Source organism: Winogradskyella sp. SYSU M77433 (genome assembly GCF_029911945.1).
Lineage (GTDB): Bacteria > Bacteroidota > Bacteroidia > Flavobacteriales > Flavobacteriaceae > Winogradskyella.
The window spans coordinates 335,753-353,106 of the sequence record NZ_JARYTG010000001.1 but is presented as its reverse complement, the minus strand read 5'-3'; the positions used below and the strand labels follow the sequence as shown (position 1 = coordinate 353,106).

Sequence of the window (17,354 nt, the reverse complement as noted above, 5' to 3'; positions counted from 1 at the left end):
TTAGTGAGGGACAGATTTTAAATCTGTCCTTTTTTATTTACCATTCATTTATCTTATTACTATCTAATTTTATAAAAATAAAAAGCAGTATTGTAAAGCCCCAAAGCCCAGATCCACCGTAACTAAAGAATGGCAATGGAATACCAACCGTAGGAATTAAACCCATTACCATACCCGTATTTATGGTAAAATGAATAAATAATATAGATGCAACTCCATAGCCATACACACGGCTGAATTGTGATTTCTGGGATTCTGCTAAGAACAAAATTCTAAGTATTAAAGCAACAAAAAGTATCACGACAAAACTACTTCCTAAGAAACCCCATTCTTCACCTACAGTACTAAAAATATAGTCAGTATGCTGCTCTGGTACAAACTTTCCTGTGGTTCTTGTACCTTCTAAGAATCCTTTTCCTGTCCAACCACCAGAACTTATAGCTTGTTCAGATTGGATGAGGTTATAGGCCTCTTCTTTTTTCATGCGCTCTAATTTGGCCGGATCTTTTTCTAATCGTAACCAAAGACTAATCCTGTTCTGTTGATGGGCTTTTAAACCATGTTCATAAAATAGTTTTACACCATAAGAAAAACCTATACATACTAAAAGAACGATGATATACTGAAATATAGAACCTCTTTTTTTCTTTCTAAAAAAGTAGGCAATCGTTAACACTACAGCAGCTACCAAACCAGCAATTAAAGCACCGAATTTGAGACCCAAAACAGCTAAGATTATTAATGACAAACCAATAACAAGGTAAACTTGTTGTAAGCCTTCTCTATAAAAGACAAAGAAAAAAGCTAAGTAAACAATGGTGCTTCCGGCATCATTCTGAAGTAATATGAGTAATGCAGGCACTATGATTATAGCCGTAACCTTAATTTGATCTTTAATGGTTTGCATATTGGTCTGCATATCGCTGATATATTTTGCTACAGCAAGTGCAGTGGCAAACTTGGCAAATTCACTTGGTTGTATAGTCATACTTCCTATGCCATACCAAGAGCGAGCGCCATTCACATCCTTTCCAAAGATGAAAAGACCAACAAGCGCTAAAATGGCAGCCAGATAAATAACACTTGCAAAACGCTCGTAGAATTTAGCTTCAAAGGATAGTATGAGGATAATTAGAACAAATGTTAAGCCTATAAAAATGGTTTGCTTTCCGTAGGATTGATCCAAATCAAAGTAACTTGTAACTTCTCCTACATGAGATGCAGATAGTATATTTACATAACCAAAACCTACTAATAATAAGAAAATAATTATGGTAATCCAGTCGAATTTAAAACGTCTTTGATCTCTTATCATAACTTACGACTTAGGAATTTCAGATTTTATTTCGAGTAAATTTTGAAACTCCTGCTCAGTAACAGGGTTTAAAGTTGTTTGTCTGTTTATGCCAAAAGGCTCACCAGAATAGGGTTTTTCGTATTCATGTTCTAAAGAATGTTGCAACACGAAAGTTTCCATATCTGTTCTAGTTATTTCACCATCTTTAAGATAATATTCAATCATTAAACTAGCCATTCTACCTGCAAAACGACTACCGAAATAGCCGTTTTCTACAAAAACAGCAATAGCTATCTTTGGATTATCTTTTGGTGCAAATGCTACAAAAATTGAATGGTCAGTTAATTGCGTTTTTTTACCGTCAATCATAGCAAAATTTTCAGCCGTACCAGTTTTACCACAGATTTCAATATCTTGGACTTTAAGGTATTTGGCAGTTCCTTTGTTGTAGACATCAAACATACCTTCAACAACAGGTTCAAAATGTTTTCTGTCTATTGTCGTATATTTTGGTGTTGTAAAATCTGAAGGTATAGAGTCTTCTTCAATATTTTTAATGATATGTGGAGTAAAATAATAACCTCTATTTCCTATAGCAGCAGCCATATTTGCAAGTTGTATAGGTGTTGCTAAGACTTCTCCTTGACCAATGGAATTAGAAAGGGTAAATGTAGTGTACCATCTGTTTTCACCATAACCTCTGTTGTAAGTTTCTGCATCTGGTATTTTTCCGGGTTGGCCAACAGATAAGTCATTATTTAGATAATTTCCTAAGCCAAAACTTTTAATATGATTACTCCAGACATCCATGCCTTCTGCTGGAGTATCGTATTTGTCCATGATTTTTCTGTAAACATTAGCAAAATAGGCATTGCAAGATTCGTAAATACCGATATTCATATTTACGGGACTTGCATGAGCATGACACCCCATTTTACGGTTGCCATAGCGATAACCCATATTACAGCTAAAACGCTCTTGTGTAGTAACAACTCCTTCTTGTAAACCTACTAAGGCATTTAATGTCTTAAATGGTGATCCGGGAGGATACATAGCTTGTAGGCCTCTATCGAATAGAGGTTTAGCAATTGTATCTCTGTAAAGTTTGCTGAAATTTTTAGATCGATCTCTACCAACAAGTAAATTTGGGTTATAAGAAGGTCCAGAGACCATAGTTAAAATTTCACCAGAGCTTGGCTCTATGGCTATTATTCCTCCACGTTTATTGGTCATTAATAATTCTCCATAGGCTTGCAATTCAGCATCTATGGTAATAGTAATGTCCTTTCCTGGTTTTGGTAAGGTATCGTAAATGCCATCTTTGTATGGACCAATATTTTTGTTAAAACGGTCTTTTTGAATGAATTTTATACCTTTTGTACCTCGTAGAATATCTTCATAGGTTTTTTCGATACCTTGTTTACCAATCAAATCCCCTAATCTGTAATACGGTTGTTTAGCAATTATTGAGCGGTTTACCTCTCCGATATCACCCAATACATTGGCGCCAATAGTTGTCTGATAAGAACGTAATGAACGTTTTTGAATATAGAATCCTTCATATTTTCGCATTTTCTCTTGAAGCACAGCATAGTCTGTCTTAGATAACTGAGAAACAAAAGGAGATGGTAATCTTGGTGAATATGTTGTGGCACGTTCTAGTTTTTTATTGTAATCCTCCCTAGTGATTTTTAATAAACTGCAAAACTCATTTAAGTCTGTAGAATCTAGAGGAACAACTTCTCTAGGGATAACCATAACATCGTAAGAAGGTTGGTTTGCAACCAATAGCTTACCGTTTCTATCATAGACATAACCACGCTTAGGGTAATTAAACTCTTTTCTTATTGCGGTATCTTCAAAAAGGTCGTAGTTAGAATTATCATAAACTTGAAGATAAAATAAGCGCGCAATAAAAACGAGTCCAACTAAAATAACAGTGGTTAAGAGTAGGAGTTTTCTCATTTACGATTTCGGCTAAATAAAATTATAATCAATACACTAAGTATTATAGTGAAAATACTAGAAAATAACGTCTTTTTTAAAATTAATAGTATATCGGTTATGTTAAATATCTCAAGTGAAAAAAGTATAAGGTGATGCAAAATAGTACCGAAAGTAACATAGCTTATTAAGCTGCCAATTTCGGTGTTAGTGAACTTAATACTTTGGTGTTCGTAAAGCATACCAAAAGAAGACTTAAGAAGTATAGGCCTAGCGTATGCTAAGCATACAGCAGCAGCAGCGTGTACACCACCAGAATCTGAAAACATATCGACAAACATGCCTAGCATAAAACTAACCAATAGTAAAATCAATCTGTCTTCTTTTACGGGATATAAAAAGATGAATATTATGTAGATATATGGATTGATGTAACCAAAAAAATTGATGTTATTACAAATAACAACTTGCAACAATAGCAATATTACAAACCGAACGATATTTGATCCAATAACACTATTCATCTATGCTGTTTTGTAGTGTTTTAATTTCTTCTGCATCTAAATTTTGAAGTATGTATACTGTTCCAATATTGGTCATGTCGTTAAACAACTTCACATTAATGTTGTAGGTGTCACCACTAATGTCAGTTTCAAAACTATCAATAGTTCCTATCCCAATACCTTGAGGGAAAATAGAAGATTGACCACCTGTTACAATAGTGTCACCAACTTTTACAGGTGCAAATTTTGAGACATCAATCAGTTGAGTGAATTCAGGGGATTTACCATTCCACTTTAGTGAGCCTATATGATTTGTAGATTTCAATTTGGCGTTAATTCTACTTTTTCTATTCAATATAGAAAGTACGGTTGCATAACCATTAGAAGTGTTATCAATAATGCCAATAATACCATTAGAGGTAATTACACCAAAATCTTCTACTAAGCCATCTTTTTCACCTTTGTTTATAGTGAGGTAATTATCCGAAAGTGAATAGCTGTTTTTGTAAACTTCAGCAGTAAATACTTTATATTTTTCTTTAGCGTATGAGGTGTCAATAAAAGAAGAATCTGATTTATTTTCTAGATTTAATATTTTTTCCCTTAGCAATCTGTTTTCTTCAGCTAAAATTTGATTCTCGTCTTTTAAATCAAAATATTGGTCAACAGAATTAACAGTACCATAAACGCCACCAGTAATTCCGTTTGCAGAATTTATAAATTTGCTTCTGTGGTAAGAATGTGATTGAATAGTTAAGGCTAATGCAATACTAAAGAGTAATAAAAACAACAGAAACGTTTTGTTTCGTATAACAAAATTGAATATTTGTTGCATTATTTACTTCTTATTTTATCAATACGCTTTTGTATTTAGATAAGTTTTTTAGTACGATTCCTGTACCTCTAACAACAGCTCTTAAAGGATCTTCAGCAATGTAAACTGGTAAGTCTGTTTTTTGAGACAGACGTTTGTCTAAGCCGCGTAACATAGATCCACCACCTGCTAAATAGATACCTGTGTTATAAATATCTGCAGCCAGTTCTGGTGGAGTCTGAGATAGAGTTTCCATAACAGAATCTTCAATTCGTAGAATTGATTTATCTAATGCTTTAGCAATTTCACGGTAAGAGATATTGACTTGCTTAGGTTTACCAGTCAATAAATCACGACCTTGAACACTCATGTCTTCAGGTGGTAATTCTAAATCTTCCGTTGCAGCACCAATTTGTATTTTTATTTTTTCAGCTGTTCTATCACCAACGTATAAGTTGTGTTGTGTACGCATGTAATAAATGATGTCGTTAGTGAATACATCACCAGCAACTTTTACAGATTTATCACAAACAATACCACCAAGTGCAATAACCGCAATTTCAGTAGTTCCACCACCTATGTCAACAATCATGTTTCCTTTTGGTTGCATAATATCAACACCAATACCGATTGCCGCAGCCATTGGCTCATGAATTAAGTAAACTTCTTTACCATTAACACGTTCACAAGATTCTTTTACAGCACGCATTTCCACTTCGGTAATTCCAGAAGGAATACAAACCACCATCCTAAGTGCAGGATTAAAAAACTTTTTCTTTAGAGCGGGTATGTTTTTTATAAACATACTAATCATTTGCTCAGATGCATCAAAATCTGCAATAACACCATCTTTCAAAGGTCTGATGGTTTTAATGTTTTCATGCGTTTTTCCTTGCATCATGTTGGCTTCTTTACCAACTGCTATGATTTTTCCGCTAATGCGGTCTCTTGCTACTATAGAAGGGTTGTCAACAACAACCTTATCGTTGTGTATTATTAGTGTGTTTGCGGTTCCTAAATCAATGGCTATTTCTTCGGTTAGGAAATCAAAAAATCCCATGCGCTGTACTTATAATTATTTTGGGTTATTTTGTCTACTTCTTGCGATTATCTGTAAATGTAATAAATTATACGATAATTTAATGATTATGGACGTTTATTACATTATTTTTTTCTGACCCGCTTTTAATGCTTAAAATGACGTGTTCCTGTAAAGACCATAGCCACGTTATTGTCGTTACAATAATTAATGCTCAACTCATCTTTAATTGATCCGCCAGGTTGAATAACCGCAGTAATTCCAGCATTGTCAGCAATCTCTACGCAGTCAGGGAAAGGGAAAAACGCATCACTTGCCATAACAGCACCTTCTAAGTCAAAATTGAAAGATTTAGCTTTATGAATAGCTTGGTTTAATGCGTCGACTCTACTTGTTTGGCCTGTTCCGCTTGCTAAAAGTTGTTTGTTTTTGGCTAAAACTATAGTGTTAGATTTGGTGTGTTTACAAAGTTTTGAAGCAAAAATTAAATCTTCTTTTTCAGCATCTGTAGGCGCTTTTGTGGTGGCTGTACTTAAATCTTCAAGGCTGTCGGTTTTGTTATCTTTATCTTGAACTAAAACACCATTTAAACATGTTCTAACAGTTTTTTCAGATAATTCAACATCATTTAAAATTAAAAGGATTCTATTTTTCTTTCCTTTTAAAATCTCTAAAGCTTCGTCACTAAATGAAGGTGCAATTACAACCTCACAGAATAACTTATGAATTTCTTCAGCAGTTGCTTTGTCGATTTCTGTATTTGAAATTAAAATACCTCCAAAAGCAGAAACAGGATCTCCAGCCAATGCATCTATATAGGCTTGATGAATAGTATCTCTTTGTGCAAAACCACAAGCATTATTATGTTTTAAGATGGCAAAAGTAGGAGCTTCACCTTTAAATTCTAATATGAGATTTACAGCTGCATCAACATCAAGAAGGTTGTTGTAGCTTAGTTCTTTACCGTGAAGTTTGGTAAACATTGCATCAAAATGACCGAAGAAAAATCCTTTTTGATGTGGATTTTCTCCATAACGCAACACTTTTCCTTTGGTCTCGCTAATTTTTAAAACCGTTTCTTCTTCGTTTTTATTGAAATAGTTAAAAATAGCAGAATCGTAGTGAGAGGATACATTAAATGCTTTTGAAGCAAAACGCTTTCTGTCTTCTTCTGAAGTTTCACCATTTTTAGTTTCAAGTAACTCTAAAAATTCAGCATAATCATCAACTGAAGATACACAAGTAACATCAGCATAATTTTTAGCAGCAGCTCTAATTAAAGATATACCACCTATATCGATTTTTTCAATAATATCTTGGTTACTAGCTCCTGAAGCTACTGTTTTTTCAAAAGGATATAGATCAACAATAACCAAATCTATTTGTGGAATGTCATATTCCTTTAATTCAGCAACATCACCATCATGGTTTTGGCGGTTAAGAATTCCACCAAAAACCTTTGGATGCAAAGTTTTTACTCTACCACCTAAAATTGAAGGGTAAGACGTAACGTCTTCTACAGGTACCACATCTATACCTAAATCCTTTATAAATTTCTCTGTACCACCAGTAGAGTAGATGGTTACATTAAGATCGTTTAATTTTTTTACAATTGGTGCTAATCCATCCTTACTGAATACAGAAATAAGTGCCGATGAAATGGTTTTGTTAGTCATAATGTTGTGTTGTTGATGCCGCAAAAATACACATATTACCAAAGAAAAGCTTATAGTAAAATACAGTTTCTTTAAGTTTTTTGTAACAATAAATTGTTGAAAACGTCCTATCTTTAAATTGTTTTAAAACAGCCAATACATGCTTGTCTATTTAAGGGTATTTAAAGAAAGTTTTTCTTTTGCGCTAAATGCGCTTAGAAATAACAAGTTACGTACATTTTTATCTCTTTTAGGAGTCACGGTTGGTATCTTTTCTATAATTGCTGTTTTGGCAGCTGTGGATTCTTTGGATAGAAACATTAAAGAAAATCTTTCAGGACTTGATAAGAATACCATTTACTTAACCAAATTTTCTTTTGGACCTAGCGAAGTGCCACGTTGGAAGCGTGATAATTTTCCACAGGTAGATCACGATGATTATGAGTTTATAAGACGAAATGTACCAGACATTGAAGAGGCGGCTTATGTAATCTTTGGTGGAAGTGAAACTGTACGCTATCAGGCTGAGACAATTTCTAATGTTAATGTGACGCCAGTCTCACATGGAATTTATGCCATAGATGATTTAAAAATTGAAAATGGACGTTTTTATTCTGAATTAGAATCTGATACAGGAGCTCCTGTTGTGGTACTAGGCACTAATTTGGCAGAAAACCTTTTTGATGATTTAAACCCAATTGGAAAAGTCATCAGAATTTTTGGTAGAAAGCTTACGGTAATAGGTGTTTTGAAAAAATATGGAGCAGGAATGGGTGATTCACCAGATGATAAAGCTTTTGTGCCTGCCAATTTTGTGCGTCGTTTTAGAAATGGAGGAGTTGATGGTTTACCTGGTGCTGTGGTTATAAAACCAGAAAAAGGTGTAGATGTTGGTGCCTTTGAACAGGTACTAAAACAAAAATTTAGAGCCTACAGAGGTCTTAAAGCTGATGAAGATGATGATTTCTTTGTCAATAAATTATCCGGTTTAGTGACTTTCATTGATGCCATTATCTCTGGATTAAATGCTGTAGGTTGGGTTATAAGCGCATTTTCTCTTTTAGTAGGTGGATTTGGAATTGCCAATATTATGTTTGTAAGTGTAAAAGAGCGTACCAATCTTATTGGTATTCAAAAGTCTTTGGGAGCTAAAAACAGGTTTATATTATTTCAGTTTTTATTTGAAGCGGTAATTTTAGCTGTTGTTGGTGGTTTGGTTGGTCTGTTTTTGGTTTGGGGAATAGCCATGATAATGAATAACGTGGTAGAGGACTTCACCTTCGTTCTTTCATTCTGGAATATGTTTATTGGCTTTGGGCTTTCTACATTAATCGGGTTAATATCTGGAGTTATTCCAGCTATATCTGCTTCAAAACTAGATCCTGTGGAAGCTATTAGGACTGGTATGTAGTATTTTTAGTAAGCAGTAAGCAGTAATTAAGTTAAATTACACTTTAGAGCAATTTAGCAACTTGCTTACAAACAAATTCTAGAAATCTTTCATCATCTTCTGTAAAAGGATCTGGAGTGTTAGAGTCAATATCTATTTGCCCAACATTTTCACCATTAACAAAAACTGGTATTACAATTTCCGCTTTCACTGTAATACTACAAGCAATGTAATTGTCTTGAGCAGAAACATCTGGCACTACAAAGTTCTTGTTACTTACGGCAACTTGTCCGCAAATACCTTTTCCGAATGGAATAATAGTATGGTCTGTTGGTTCACCAACATATGGCCCAAGCTTTAGTTCGTCTTTATCTCCATTTTTAAAATAAAAACCTACCCAATTATAATAATCAACATTTGCTTCTAAGAGTTCGCAAATTTTCAATAATTGCGCATCAACATCAACATCTTGTTGAGCAATAATAGACTTAACTTGTGGTTTTAATTCTTGTAATGTCATTGTTTCCTTAAAGCTTTTTTGCAAAAGTATTTTAAAATGATCTATTTTGAGATACTGTTTTTATAAATTTAACACCAAACTAACATAGTCTTTACTTGAGAGCTCTAATATCAAAATATAAATTAGTTATTCGGTTTATTGTCACCTTTTTGGTAGTTTATGGAATGTTGATTTTAGAGTATCATTTATACCTGAAGTTTTCAGATGGTTCGCAATTTTATCCTGATTATATCACTAATTTAGTAGCAAGGCAGACTAATACAGTAATTAACGGATTTGGATATAATGCAAGTATATTACCTCACTCTAATGAGCCCTCTATAAAAGTTATTATCAACGGTGAATTTGTAGCAAGAGTAATAGAAGGATGTAATGCTGTAAGTATCATTATTTTATTTATTGCATTTGTAGTAGCTTTTTCAGGAAGTTGGAAAACAACACTAATCTATTGTTTTGCAGGAAGCATTATTATTTATGTCTTTAACATTATGAGAATTGTGATATTGTCTATAGGATTGTATCATTATCCAGAGCATCAAGAGCTACTACACAAGGTGATTTTTCCGATGCTTATTTACGGTGTGGTTTTTATACTTTGGATGGTTTGGGTTAACCGATTTTCGAAAAAATTAAAAACCAATGCATAAAGCTTTAAGATTTATTTTGATAGGAGTTCTGCTCTTGCTTTTGGTTTTTATAAGAGCATTTGAAGATGTTTTGTTTTATGATCCTTACCTCACTTTTTTTGAAAATGATTATTTGCACATGGATAGTCCAAGGCGAGAAGTTGTAAAATTGGTTTTAAATACAACTTTACGTTTTGTTTTAAATTCAATTATTTCATTAGGAATTTTGTATTTGGTTTTTAGGGATAAAGGTATTTTGAAATTTTCAGTCATTATTTTCAGTGTGGCTTATATCCTTTTGATTATTCCTTTTTTATATTTTGTCATTAATCCAAAGCAAGAAGATTATTATTTATTCTTTAATATTAGGCGTTTTCTGATTCAGCCAATTTTATTTATACTGCTATTACCTGCTTTTTACTATCATAAAATTCATCGCTAATTTATTGGTGTCTGTCCCATAAGTGAATTTAACTATCTGAAAAACATTAAATTAAGTTTTTAAATGTTTTTTTAAAAACTTAAAGAGCATATTGCTATGAAAAATGTAGTATAAGTTTTAGTTTTGAAATGCAATGGAAAGTATAAGAAATAGCCTTTTTTCTAAAATTCTTTGGGGTTTCATGGGACTTTATTTTCTCAATATAAGTGTTGATGCGGCAGACCCTAACCCAGAATATATTCCTGAAGATTTATCGTTTAATGATCAAGAAAGTATAATTGAATTTATTCTAGAAAAGGTATTAGGCTACGAAGATGCCATACAAGAATATGACGATTATGATTCCGAAGATCATAATACAAAAAAGAATTCTAAGATTGACTTTTTGGTTTACCTAGACTCAGATAATGAAGCTAAGTCGCACTTCTGGCTAACCGAAAAGAAAAATAATTTCCTAGACTACAGTTCTCATTTAGCCAATGGTTTTAAGGAAATAGATAGTCCACCGCCTAAAGTTTGATTTGTTTTTTATAAGACTTTTTTAGTCCAATACTCTATAAAATGTATTGGGTAAATTTTTAATACATAATAAACAAATCAAAATGAACATCAATAAAATACTGATGCTAATAATTATATTGGTATCATCACCTTATGCTTTTGCTCAAAATAAAGAGACACTAAAAGATAGCATTTATATTCAAGAAGTAGAAAAAGATAAAGAACCAGCTAAAGTTCTACACGCAGAACCTTTGTATATTGATTTAATACGGGATTTAGGAGCTAGAAAAGGGGAGCGAGAATGGAACCTTGGATTAGGACTTACGGATAATACAGACTTTGATTCTTATGAAGCCCTTATAGAGTATGAATGGGCACCAATGGATAGGTTAGGGCTAGAGGTAGAGCTGCCTTTTACGTTTTATTCACCCATAAATGGAACCCCTAGAAGTGACATTCCTTCTAATCAACTTAACAGCATAAAAGTAGCAGCTCAATGGTCATTTTTTGTAAGTGAACCAATGGCTACTTCTATGGCAATAGGCTATATCAATGAATTTGAGTTATCTAGTTTTAGAGATTTTGGTAAACCTTTTATAAAAGGAAATGTTTATAATCCTTTTCTTGTTGTAGCGAAACGTTGGGGGAATAATTTTCATTCATTAATATATACAGGGCCAATGATTGGGCAGGATTTTAGTACAAATGAATTCCATACAACCTATGATATTAATACAAGTTTTCATTATATGATAACAGGAACTAGAAATTTCCTAGGTATTGAATTTAATAAGACATTTGATGGAGGTGATTTTGATATGACGTTGCGTCCGCAAATGCGGTTGGGGATAGCAGATGATCTGATGATAGGCATCATAGCAGGAGTTCCTATAAGTAGAGAAAATGAAAGGTTTAGTTCGTTTCTTAGGCTTATATGGGAGCCAAAGCATAGGCACTAAATATTTTAGTTAAATATTTGCCAATGAAAATATCACGGATTTACTTTATAAGTACCTTTAATATGTTCTTTTAAAACATATAAGTTATGGGACAAACAAAGTCTAAAGGCAAACCTTCAGTGGCAAAACAAGCGCCTAAGAAGACTCCACAGGCTTCTCCAAAGAAGAAGTAATTTGTGGACGGTTTATCAAAGTATAAGCCTCATTTTTTGGTAAGTAAGATTATTATACCACCTCCAAAAGAGGTGGTTTTATATTTTAGTAATTATTATTTAAAACAAAAGCCCTTGATTTTCACCAAAGGCTTTTGTTTTTATATATTAAAACTCAACATATCAGTAACGGTGAGTTCAATACTTGTCCATGCTACGAATTACATCATGCCTGGCATTCCGCCTCCCATTGGTGGCATAGCTGGTTCATCTTCTTTGATGTCTACTAAAGCACACTCGGTAGTTAAGATCATACCAGCTACAGAAGCAGCATTTTCTAAAGCAATACGCGTTACTTTTTTAGGATCTATAATCCCTGCTTTAAGCATATCTACATATTGTTCGGATTTTGCATCGTAACCAAAATCTTTTTTACCTTCTAGAACTTTGTTAATAACTACAGAGCCTTCACCACCAGCATTTTCTACGATGGTACGTAAAGGAGCTTCAATAGCTTTGTTCACGATTTGTACACCTGTAGTTTCATCTAAGTTATCAGTTGTGATTTTTTCTAAAGTCTTTTTAGCTCTCACTAAAGCAACACCACCACCAGCAACAATACCTTCTTCTACAGCAGCACGTGTAGCATGTAGAGCATCATCAACACGATCTTTCTTTTCTTTCATTTCAACTTCAGAAGCAGCACCTACATAAAGTACAGCAACACCACCTGCTAATTTAGCTAAGCGTTCTTGAAGTTTTTCTTTATCATAATCAGAAGTTGTTGTTTCTATCTGAGCTTTAATTTGGTTAACACGAGCTTTGATGTCAGCAGCTTTACCTTCACCATTAACAATAGTTGTATTGTCTTTGTCAATTGTTACAGTTTCAGCAGTACCTAACATTGATAAATCTGCATTTTCTAATGAGAAACCTCTTTCCTCAGAAATTACAGTACCACCAGTTAAGATGGCAATATCTTCTAACATTGCTTTACGTCTGTCACCAAAACCAGGTGCCTTAACAGCAGCAATTTTAAGACCACCTCTTAATTTATTTACAACTAAAGTTGCTAAAGCTTGTCCTTCAACATCTTCTGCAATAATTAATAACGGGCGACCAGATTGTGCAACTGGCTCTAAAATTGGAAGGATTTCTTGTAAGTTAGAAATCTTCTTGTCGAATAATAAAATGTATGGATTTTCTAAATCAGCCACCATTTTATCAGAATCTGTAACGAAGTAAGGAGATAAGTAACCTCTGTCAAACTGCATACCTTCAACAACATCAACATAAGTGTCAAGACCTTTTGCTTCTTCAACAGTAATAACACCTTCTTTTCCAACTTTACCAAATGCAGTTGCAATTAAATCGCCAATAACATCATCATTGTTAGCAGAAATAGAAGCGACTTGTTTTATCTTCTCTGAAGAGCTACCAACTTTTTGAGATTGTTTATCTAGATTAGCAACAATAGCTTCAACAGCCTTGTCAATACCTCTTTTTAAGTCCATTGGGTTAGCACCAGCAGCTACGTTTTTTAAACCTTCTTTTACGATAGCTTGTGCCAATACTGTTGCAGTAGTTGTTCCGTCACCAGCTAAATCATTGGTTTTAGAAGCTACTTCTTTTACCATTTGTGCTCCCATATTTTCAAGCTCGTCTTCTAGCTCAATTTCTTTTGCTACAGACACACCATCTTTAGTTACTGATGGTCCACCAAATGATTTTCCAATAATTACGTTACGACCTTTAGGTCCTAAAGTTACTTTTACTGCGTTTGCTAAAGCATCAACACCACGTTTAAGGCCGTCGCGTGCTTCAATATCAAATTTTATATCTTTTGCCATTTCTTAAATTTTTAGCTTTTGCCTATAGCTATTCGCTATTAGCTTACACGTTTATTAATTAATTTTAAGATGCTATTAGCCAAAGGCTAATAGCTAAAGTTTTATACAATTGCTAATATGTCGCTTTCGCGCATCATTAAATAGTCTTTACCTTCAAGTTTAAGTTCTGTGCCACCGTATTTTCCATAAAGTACAGTATCACCAACTTTTACTGTTAAAGGTTCATCTTTTTTTCCATTGCCAACAGCGACAACAGTTCCTTTTTGTGGTTTCTCTTTTGCATTATCAGGAATGATAATCCCTGAAGCTGTTTTAGTTTCAGCTTCCATTGGTTCTACCAGAACGCGGTCTGCTAAAGGTTTAATGTTTAAGCCCATTTGTTATAATGTTTTTAGTTGTTTATTAAATTACGCTTTAGCGTATTTCGAAAATTATGCCAAGTCAGAAGGACTGACAAACTTGCAGAAATAAAAAAGCCAGCTATCTAGCTGGCTTTAAAATATTGTATATAAAAGGTTTATTTAACCTTGAGTTGTATCAATTGCAGTACCAGAATCGTTAGTAGATGGTGTAACTGGCATAGTTGTAGTTTCATCAGCATCGTAAGCTTTAGATTCTATTGAAGAACGTGTGTCAATAGTCAGGTTAGATGCTAAAATCAAAACAATTAAAGCAGTAGCTAAAAACCAAGTACTCTTATCTAAGAAGTCACCTGTTTTCTTAACTCCTCCTAATTGTTGTGTACCACCACCACCAAACGATGATGATAAACCTCCACCTTTAGGGTTTTGTACCATGATTACTACTACGAGCAAAAATGCAACGATTACGATTAAAACTAAAAATATTGTAAATGCACTCATTTTATATTGTGTTATTATCTTTTAATTCTTGTACCAATTTTATTTGGTCTGCAAAGAAACTACTTTTTTCTGGATATTTCAAACTTAAAATTTTGTAAGATTGAATAGCTTTATCATAGTTTTTTTGCTCTAAGTATATACGAGCAAGAGTCTCAGTCATAATGCTTTCTGAAACATCATCGTCATTGTTTACTAATTTGGGTTTTGGTGTATGATCTTTTTTTACAGGTTTTATTTTAGGGTTTTCACTAATAAACTTATCAATGATATCTAATTTATTCTGTAAAGGAGGTGTAGAAATTTCATTTTCAACTGCTTCCTCTTGTTCTGACTCTTCCTCTCTAACTATAGGTTTAAAGCTTGTGATTTTTAACCACTCTACAAAAGAGTGACTTTCATTTTTGTCAAAATCTAGCGGTTTACCTATGTTCAGTTTTTCTTCAGGTGTAATGTTTTTTACATCAACAGCTATAATAGAATCTTCAAGTTTTGCAGGTTCTTCAGGTGTTAAAGAGGTGTCGATTGGTTTGGCCTTAAACAAATCGGGATCTAAAACACCTTCAGTAGATTTTATATGTTCTTTTAAGGCTTCATCAATAGTAACACTTTTGTTTACCGAAATGTCATCTATATCATTAACTTCATAAGATTTAATAACTTCAGAATTCTGTTTTATTTGTTGAGATATTTCATTCTGAGTGAAAATATCTGAAGTTATATAATCGAAAAGAACACTTCTGTCAGCCGTGTAAGCTGCAGTAATTTTTAAGCTATTGTTGTACTTGTAACTCTCTTTCTGTTTTAAACCTTTGAGATATAAAGCTCTTAAAGGCTGAAAATATGGGAATTCTTCAATTTTAGAACGTAACGCTTCTACCTGAGTAGCGGTAACCGCTTCAGGATGTTGTAAAAGATATGTTAGTTCTTGGTTTTGCATAAATAAATTACCAGTTTGCTAAAGATGCATTAAAAATATCTTGGGTTAGACGCTCAAAGATAACTTCAAAAGCTTCATCTTTTGTACCTCCTATAAGTTGCGCATTTGCAGGATAATCATAAAAGAAGGAGAAATTCTTTTCAAAATCTTTTTCGGTATCCTTCATGTTGAAATATCTAACATTTACAGAGACGGTTAACCGGTTTTGGGCAGCTGTGTTTTGTGCTGTCGCTGTCATTGGAGCAATTCTATATTCGGTTATTTCTCCTTCATAGATTAGATCTCCACCAGAATTTACTAAAGATAAACTTGTTTGGTTTTGTATATAATCTTGCAAAGCATTTGTGAAATCAATATCCAATCCAGGCTCTACTAAATCGGCATTATTCTGAAAGAAATTCACCTGAAAAGTCTTTGCGTTTCCAACTTGGGCTCCTGTAAAAGAATACTGAACGTTACAGTTAGTAAGCGTCGTTAAGACTAACAGAGCAAAGATGTATTTTAAATATTTCATTTTATATGTGATTAGATTGCTTTTTCAAAGAAACGATTTTGTGACGCTTCATATTTTTGCAACCTTCATAAATTTGTCTTAAAGATCGTACTGTTTAATTTTTCTGTAAAGCGTGCGTTCGCTAATACCAAGCTCTGCAGCAGCTAATTTGCGTTTACCGTTATGACGTTCTAGAGATTTTTTTATCAACTCTAATTCCTTGTCTTGTAAAGATAAGGTTTCTTCTTCTTCAATTTCTTCAGCAAAATGGTACTTGTCTTCAACATCTGAAGAAACAGACTCATTAACCTCGGAATGTTCTGGTATAGATAGAACTTCTAAATCTTCAACAGCATTTTCAAAATCATCATCATCATTGTCGTTACCATAAATTTTTTGAATAAGATGCTCGTTGTCTTTTTGTACATCTGAAGCACTACCATTTTTCATCAATTCCATGGTTAGCTTCTTTAGATCGTTCAGGTCACTTTTCATATCAAAAAGCACCTTGTATAAAATCTCTCTTTCACTACTGAAATCACTTTCAGATTTTGAAGAGCTTACTACAGCTGGAAGCGTACTTCCTGTGTTTGGTAAATAATTCTGTAAAGTAGAAGCGTTAATTGAACGGTTTTGCTCTAAAACAGAAATTTGCTCAGCAACGTTTCTTAGTTGACGAATGTTACCGTTCCAACGGTATTTTAAAAGTAGATTGACAGCATCATCGTTCAGCTTTACGGTTGGCATTTTATATTTTAATGCAAAATCGCTCGCAAATTTTCTAAACAATAAATGAATATCATCTTTACGATCTCTAAGTGGAGGTAGGTTGATTTCTACTGTACTTAACCTGTAATAAAGATCCTCTCTGAATTTTTCTTTTTTTATAGCTTCAAACATGTTAACGTTTGTCGCTGCCACAATTCTTACATTGGTTTTTTGAACTTTACTAGAACCCACTTTTATAAATTCACCATTTTCCAAAACACGAAGTAAGCGTACTTGCGTTGTTAATGGTAATTCGCCAACTTCATCTAAAAATATTGTACCACCATCTGCAACTTCAAAATAACCAGATCGTGTTTGTGTGGCACCTGTAAATGCTCCTTTTTCATGACCAAAAAGTTCACTGTCTATGGTGCCTTCAGGAATAGCACCACAGTTTACTGCAATGTATTTGCCGTGTTTTCTATGTGAAAGTTGGTGTATTATTTTTGGGATACTTTCTTTACCAACACCGCTTTCACCAGTAACTAATACCGAAATATCAGTAGGAGCAACTTGTATTGCTTTTTCTATGGCACGGTTAAGTTTAGGGTCGTTCCCTATAATACCAAAGCGTTGTTTAATAGCTTGTACCGATTCCATA

The 17,354-nt window shown here is 33.6% G+C and carries 18 protein-coding genes; 5 read left to right on the top strand and 13 right to left on the bottom strand.

Annotated features, from left to right (window positions below):
* Positions 1-37: 37 nt before the first annotated feature.
* The 6 genes from rodA to purH all read right to left on the bottom strand — a co-directional run bounded on the left by rodA (position 38) and on the right by purH (position 7,273).
* Positions 38-1,315 carry a rod shape-determining protein RodA gene (gene rodA / locus QGM60_RS01480; RefSeq protein ID WP_281138458.1) on the bottom strand — a complete coding sequence of 426 codons (1,278 nt, stop codon included), beginning with the start codon at positions 1,313-1,315 and terminating at the stop codon, positions 38-40.
* Positions 1,316-1,318: 3 nt separating this feature from the next.
* The gene (gene mrdA / locus QGM60_RS01475) at positions 1,319-3,262 is read right to left on the bottom strand and encodes a penicillin-binding protein 2 (RefSeq protein WP_281138457.1); all 1,944 of its coding nucleotides are present in this window, start codon (positions 3,260-3,262) and stop codon (positions 1,319-1,321) included.
* Positions 3,259-3,765, bottom strand: a complete 507-nt coding sequence (locus QGM60_RS01470; protein WP_281138456.1) for a rod shape-determining protein MreD — start codon at positions 3,763-3,765, stop codon at positions 3,259-3,261. Before QGM60_RS01470 ends, mrdA begins: the two co-directional genes overlap by 4 nt.
* Positions 3,758-4,579: a rod shape-determining protein MreC gene (gene mreC, locus QGM60_RS01465; RefSeq protein WP_281138455.1), complete on the bottom strand. Its 822-nt coding sequence runs from the start codon at positions 4,577-4,579 to the stop codon at positions 3,758-3,760. Before mreC ends, QGM60_RS01470 begins: the two co-directional genes overlap by 8 nt.
* Positions 4,580-4,589: 10 nt before the next feature.
* On the bottom strand, positions 4,590-5,618 hold the full coding sequence (locus tag QGM60_RS01460; RefSeq protein ID WP_281138454.1) for a rod shape-determining protein: 1,029 nt from the start codon (positions 5,616-5,618) through the stop codon (positions 4,590-4,592).
* A gap of 125 nt (positions 5,619-5,743) precedes the next feature.
* Positions 5,744-7,273: a bifunctional phosphoribosylaminoimidazolecarboxamide formyltransferase/IMP cyclohydrolase gene (purH, locus tag QGM60_RS01455; RefSeq protein ID WP_281138453.1), complete on the bottom strand. Its 1,530-nt coding sequence runs from the start codon at positions 7,271-7,273 to the stop codon at positions 5,744-5,746.
* 139 nt (positions 7,274-7,412) lie between these two features.
* Here purH and QGM60_RS01450 point away from each other — a divergent pair, with 139 nt between their 5' ends.
* A complete protein-coding gene (locus QGM60_RS01450) occupies positions 7,413-8,663 on the top strand; it encodes an ABC transporter permease (RefSeq protein ID WP_281138452.1) in 1,251 nt (416 codons plus the stop codon).
* Positions 8,664-8,706: 43 nt separating this feature from the next.
* Here QGM60_RS01450 and QGM60_RS01445 read toward each other — a convergent pair whose 3' ends face one another.
* Positions 8,707-9,162 (bottom strand): GAF domain-containing protein, encoded by a 456-nt coding sequence (locus QGM60_RS01445; RefSeq protein WP_281138451.1) that lies wholly within the window; start codon positions 9,160-9,162, stop codon positions 8,707-8,709.
* 95 nt (positions 9,163-9,257) lie between these two features.
* Between QGM60_RS01445 and xrtF the strand changes: the two genes are divergently transcribed.
* From xrtF to QGM60_RS01425, 4 genes are all read left to right on the top strand, one after another.
* Entirely contained in the window at positions 9,258-9,809 is a 552-nt protein-coding gene (gene xrtF / locus QGM60_RS01440; protein WP_281138450.1) for an exosortase family protein XrtF, read from the top strand.
* Entirely contained in the window at positions 9,802-10,230 is a 429-nt protein-coding gene (locus QGM60_RS01435; protein ID WP_281138449.1) for an exosortase F system-associated protein, read from the top strand. The genes xrtF and QGM60_RS01435 overlap by 8 nt, the downstream gene beginning before the upstream one ends.
* Positions 10,231-10,363: 133 nt before the next feature.
* Positions 10,364-10,750 carry a hypothetical protein gene (locus QGM60_RS01430; protein WP_281138448.1) on the top strand — a complete coding sequence of 129 codons (387 nt, stop codon included), beginning with the start codon at positions 10,364-10,366 and terminating at the stop codon, positions 10,748-10,750.
* Between the two features lie 82 nt (positions 10,751-10,832).
* On the top strand, positions 10,833-11,690 hold the full coding sequence (locus QGM60_RS01425; RefSeq protein WP_281138447.1) for an HAEPLYID family protein: 858 nt from the start codon (positions 10,833-10,835) through the stop codon (positions 11,688-11,690).
* Positions 11,691-12,063: 373 nt separating this feature from the next.
* On the opposite strand, the gene groL is transcribed toward QGM60_RS01425, so the two are convergent.
* From groL to QGM60_RS01395, 6 genes are all read right to left on the bottom strand, one after another.
* Positions 12,064-13,692: a chaperonin GroEL gene (gene groL, locus QGM60_RS01420; protein WP_281138446.1), complete on the bottom strand. Its 1,629-nt coding sequence runs from the start codon at positions 13,690-13,692 to the stop codon at positions 12,064-12,066.
* 101 nt (positions 13,693-13,793) lie between these two features.
* Positions 13,794-14,069 carry a co-chaperone GroES gene (locus QGM60_RS01415; protein ID WP_281138445.1) on the bottom strand — a complete coding sequence of 92 codons (276 nt, stop codon included), beginning with the start codon at positions 14,067-14,069 and terminating at the stop codon, positions 13,794-13,796.
* A 144-nt stretch (positions 14,070-14,213) separates the two neighbouring features.
* Positions 14,214-14,555, bottom strand: coding sequence for a preprotein translocase subunit SecG (secG, locus tag QGM60_RS01410; RefSeq protein WP_281138444.1), 342 nt, complete (start codon positions 14,553-14,555; stop codon positions 14,214-14,216).
* 1 nt (position 14,556) lies between these two features.
* Complete coding sequence (locus QGM60_RS01405) at positions 14,557-15,492, bottom strand: hypothetical protein (RefSeq protein WP_281138443.1); 936 nt, start codon at positions 15,490-15,492, stop codon at positions 14,557-14,559.
* Between the two features lie 7 nt (positions 15,493-15,499).
* Positions 15,500-16,006 (bottom strand): LptE family protein, encoded by a 507-nt coding sequence (locus tag QGM60_RS01400; RefSeq protein ID WP_281138442.1) that lies wholly within the window; start codon positions 16,004-16,006, stop codon positions 15,500-15,502.
* A gap of 78 nt (positions 16,007-16,084) precedes the next feature.
* A complete protein-coding gene (locus QGM60_RS01395) occupies positions 16,085-17,353 on the bottom strand; it encodes a sigma-54 dependent transcriptional regulator (RefSeq protein WP_281138441.1) in 1,269 nt (422 codons plus the stop codon).
* Position 17,354: the final 1 nt, after the last annotated feature.

Bases quoted from the DNA above. Each gene is read 5' to 3' on its own strand.
- QGM60_RS01400 (WP_281138442.1), bottom strand. From the start codon at position 16,006: ATGAAATATTTAAAATACATCTTTGCTCTGTTAGTCTTAACGACGCTT.
- QGM60_RS01430 (WP_281138448.1), top strand. From the start codon at position 10,364: ATGGAAAGTATAAGAAATAGCCTTTTTTCTAAAATTCTTTGGGGTTTC.
- QGM60_RS01445 (WP_281138451.1), bottom strand. From the start codon at position 9,162: ATGACATTACAAGAATTAAAACCACAAGTTAAGTCTATTATTGCTCAA.
- QGM60_RS01435 (WP_281138449.1), top strand. From the start codon at position 9,802: ATGCATAAAGCTTTAAGATTTATTTTGATAGGAGTTCTGCTCTTGCTT.
- mreC (WP_281138455.1), bottom strand. From the start codon at position 4,579: ATGCAACAAATATTCAATTTTGTTATACGAAACAAAACGTTTCTGTTG.
- purH (WP_281138453.1), bottom strand. From the start codon at position 7,273: ATGACTAACAAAACCATTTCATCGGCACTTATTTCTGTATTCAGTAAG.
- QGM60_RS01470 (WP_281138456.1), bottom strand. From the start codon at position 3,765: ATGAATAGTGTTATTGGATCAAATATCGTTCGGTTTGTAATATTGCTA.
- secG (WP_281138444.1), bottom strand. From the start codon at position 14,555: ATGAGTGCATTTACAATATTTTTAGTTTTAATCGTAATCGTTGCATTT.
- QGM60_RS01405 (WP_281138443.1), bottom strand. From the start codon at position 15,492: ATGCAAAACCAAGAACTAACATATCTTTTACAACATCCTGAAGCGGTT.
- QGM60_RS01460 (WP_281138454.1), bottom strand. From the start codon at position 5,618: ATGGGATTTTTTGATTTCCTAACCGAAGAAATAGCCATTGATTTAGGA.
- mrdA (WP_281138457.1), bottom strand. From the start codon at position 3,262: ATGAGAAAACTCCTACTCTTAACCACTGTTATTTTAGTTGGACTCGTT.
- groL (WP_281138446.1), bottom strand. From the start codon at position 13,692: ATGGCAAAAGATATAAAATTTGATATTGAAGCACGCGACGGCCTTAAA.
- rodA (WP_281138458.1), bottom strand. From the start codon at position 1,315: ATGATAAGAGATCAAAGACGTTTTAAATTCGACTGGATTACCATAATT.
- QGM60_RS01425 (WP_281138447.1), top strand. From the start codon at position 10,833: ATGAACATCAATAAAATACTGATGCTAATAATTATATTGGTATCATCA.
- QGM60_RS01415 (WP_281138445.1), bottom strand. From the start codon at position 14,069: ATGGGCTTAAACATTAAACCTTTAGCAGACCGCGTTCTGGTAGAACCA.
- QGM60_RS01450 (WP_281138452.1), top strand. From the start codon at position 7,413: ATGCTTGTCTATTTAAGGGTATTTAAAGAAAGTTTTTCTTTTGCGCTA.
- QGM60_RS01395 (WP_281138441.1), bottom strand. From the start codon at position 17,353: ATGGAATCGGTACAAGCTATTAAACAACGCTTTGGTATTATAGGGAAC.